We start from the raw sequence: 2721 nt of genomic DNA, 5'->3' as shown, positions 1-2721 counted from the left end.
GCAGCGTCGACGACGTCCGCGCGGCCATGGAGGTCAACTTCTTCGGCGTGGTGGCGGTGACCCGGGCCGCCCTGCCGCACCTGCGTGCGTCGAAGGGCCGGGTGATCACCGTCACCAGTGTCGGCGGCGTCGTCGGCCAGCCCTTCAACGAGGCGTACTGCGCGGCCAAGTTCGCCGTGGAGGGCTTCATGCAGTCCCTCGCGCCGGTCGCCTCCACCGTCGGCGTCGATGTCACCGTCGTCGAGCCGGGCGCGGTGGCGAGCGAGTTCGTCGCCAATCTCGGCCTGGACGTCCCAACCCTGCTCGCCGCCGCCGGGCCCTACGGCCCGGCACTTGAGACCTACATCACCCGCACCCGGCAGTCGTTCAGCAACGCCCAGACCCCGGCCGAGGCAGCCGCCCCGATCGTCGACGCCCTGACCGTCGCCCGCCCGCCCTTCCGCATCCAGACCTCGCAGTGGGCCCGCGACTTCGTCGCCACCACCCTCGCCGACCTCGACGGCTCCGCCGTCCAGACCCTCACCGGTACCTGGGTGCGCTGACCGCCCCGCGTCCCGGTGGGTGCACTGCCGACGCCGGGCGCGGCAGCCGCACAGCATCCCCGCCCGCCGGCGCCACACCGCCGCCGCGCCCCGCCCGACCGCGACCGGCGCCCGACCGCACCCGGTCCGGGCCGAGGGCCGCAGCGCACCCGACGCACAACCAACCAGTCACACACCACAGGACGACCCGCAACAGCAAGGAAGATCACCATGGAACTCCGCACCCTCGGCAGCCAGGGCCTGACCGTCTCCGCCGAAGGACTCGGCTGCATGGGCATGAGCGCCTTCTACGGCAGCACCGACGAGGCCGAGTCCCTCGCCACCATCGACCGCGCCCTGGAACTGGGCGTGACCCTGCTGGACACCGCCGAGAGCTACGGCCCGTTCATCAACGAGCAGCTCCTCGGCAAGGCCCTCGCCGGCCGCCGCGAGCAGGCCGTCGTCGCCACCAAGACCGGCATCGAGTTCACCGACGACGGCACGCGCGTCGGCCACAACGGGCGCCCCGAGTACATCCGGCGTTCCCTGGACCGCTCCCTGCGTCACCTGGACACCGACCACGTCGACCTCTACTACCTGCACCGGGTCGACCCGCAGGTGCCGATCGAGGAGACCGTCGGCGCCATGGGTGAGCTGGTGGCCGCCGGCAAGGTGCGCTACATCGGCCTGTCCGAGGTCGCCCCGCAGACCATTCGCCGGGCCCACTCCGTCCACCCAATCACGGCGGTCCAGACCGAGTACTCGCTCTTCGAGCGCGGCATCGAGGACGACGGGGTCATGGCCACCCTGAACGAGCTCGGGATCGGCCTGGTCGCCTACTCGCCGCTCGGACGCGGGTTCCTGTCCGGTGCGATCACCAGCCCGGACGACTTCGCCGCCGACGACTTCCGCCGCACCGACCCGCGCTTCCAGGGCGAGAACTTCGCCCGCAACCTGGCCGTGGTCGACGAGGTCCGCCGCATCGCCGCCGCCAAGCAGGTCTCGCCATCCCAACTGGCTCTCGCCTGGGTGCTGCACCAGGGCGCGGTCGCCATCCCCGGCACCAAGCGCCGCCGCTACCTGGAGGAGAACGTCGCCGCCACCACCGTGACGATCACCGATGAGGACTTGGCCGCCATCGAAGCCGTCGCCCCGCGCGGCATCGTCTCCGGCGACCGCTACGCCCCCGAGCTGATGCAGAACCTCAACGGCTGACCCCCGGCGGCGACCACGACGGCCAGGAGGGCTGGGTCGCGATGGGCCAGATCGCGGCGGGCACGGGCGCCAATGGCGAGGTCCACCTCGCCGACATCAACGGCGACCGCCTGGACGACTACCTGGTCGTAGACCAGAACGGGGCCGTGCAGGCCTGGATCAACAACGGCGGTGACCCCTCGTAACGCCCTTCGCGCACCACGGCTGGTCATTCCCCGCCGAGGGTTGGTGCCGTGGTCAGGGCCGCATCCGTGCTCTCAGCGCTCCCCGCCGTCGTCACCGTCCTATGACGGTCACGGCTGTGCGGGACCTGGCCAAGCTCTGCCACTGGCCTACCCCGCGAGGTGGGTAGCCGCCGTTGCCACGACAAGCGCGAGCACGGTGACGTCGACCAGGAGCAGGTGAGCAGGGTCGTGCACCCTGAATCGCGAGGCAATGGCGCCGAGCATCAACAGAGTCAGGCCGCTCAAGGCGAGCAGGCCAAGGAAAGTGACCTTGGTTCCGAGCAGCACGCCAATACCGCCGACAGACTCCAGTAGCCCCACCGGACGCCAGACCCCGGACGCCATGCCGAAGTGGTCGCGCACGGCCAGGCTTTGGCGGAGGCCGATCACCTTCACCCCGCCCGTGACGACGAACAGCGCGCCGACGACAACCGACAACACGGCCGCTACCACGCTCATGTGCGCACCCCGCTGACTTCGACGCTTTACGGGCCAACGCGCCGATGATCGGCCATGGCGGCCAGCCGTAGAGCCAACTGTGATCAGAGCCACGACATCGGTGTGCCCCCACATCCGGCCGGCACGGACAAGGCCCAGGTCGCCGACAACCCGGCGAACCTTCCCGGTCAAAGCACTAGTGTGATGCGCCAGAAATCCTGAGGGTTAATAAGTAGTCTGTTGGTATGTCGCATCCGGGTCCTTCTGCTGTGGAGATCACGCTGTCCGAGGACGAGCGTGCCGAGTTGCTGCGGCGGGCGGGA

Annotated in this window: 4 protein-coding genes; 3 read left to right on the top strand and 1 reads right to left on the bottom strand. The window is 70.1% G+C overall.

Going from position 1 to position 2721, the window contains the following annotated elements; translation table 11 throughout:
- From ACTWQJ_RS49880 to ACTWQJ_RS49870, 3 genes are all read left to right on the top strand, one after another.
- Positions 1 to 542: SDR family NAD(P)-dependent oxidoreductase (locus tag ACTWQJ_RS49880; RefSeq protein ID WP_443312968.1), on the top strand; the 542-nt coding region annotated here is incomplete at its 5' end.
- A 210-nt stretch (positions 543 to 752) separates the two neighbouring features.
- Entirely contained in the window at positions 753 to 1736 is a 984-nt protein-coding gene (locus ACTWQJ_RS49875; protein ID WP_443312967.1) for an aldo/keto reductase, read from the top strand.
- A 41-nt stretch (positions 1737 to 1777) separates the two neighbouring features.
- Positions 1778 to 1921, top strand: a complete 144-nt coding sequence (locus ACTWQJ_RS49870) for a hypothetical protein (protein WP_443312966.1) — start codon at positions 1778 to 1780, stop codon at positions 1919 to 1921.
- Between the two features lie 147 nt (positions 1922 to 2068).
- Here ACTWQJ_RS49870 and ACTWQJ_RS49865 read toward each other — a convergent pair whose 3' ends face one another.
- Complete coding sequence (locus ACTWQJ_RS49865) at positions 2069 to 2419, bottom strand: DoxX family protein (protein ID WP_443312965.1); 351 nt, start codon at positions 2417 to 2419, stop codon at positions 2069 to 2071.
- Positions 2420 to 2721 lie beyond the last annotated feature (302 nt).

Origin of the sequence: Streptomyces sp. KR55 (genome assembly GCF_052245645.1) — a bacterium.
GTDB classification, from domain to species: domain Bacteria; phylum Actinomycetota; class Actinomycetes; order Streptomycetales; family Streptomycetaceae; genus Streptomyces; species Streptomyces flavusporus.
This window is presented reverse-complemented; position numbering and strand designations above follow the sequence as displayed.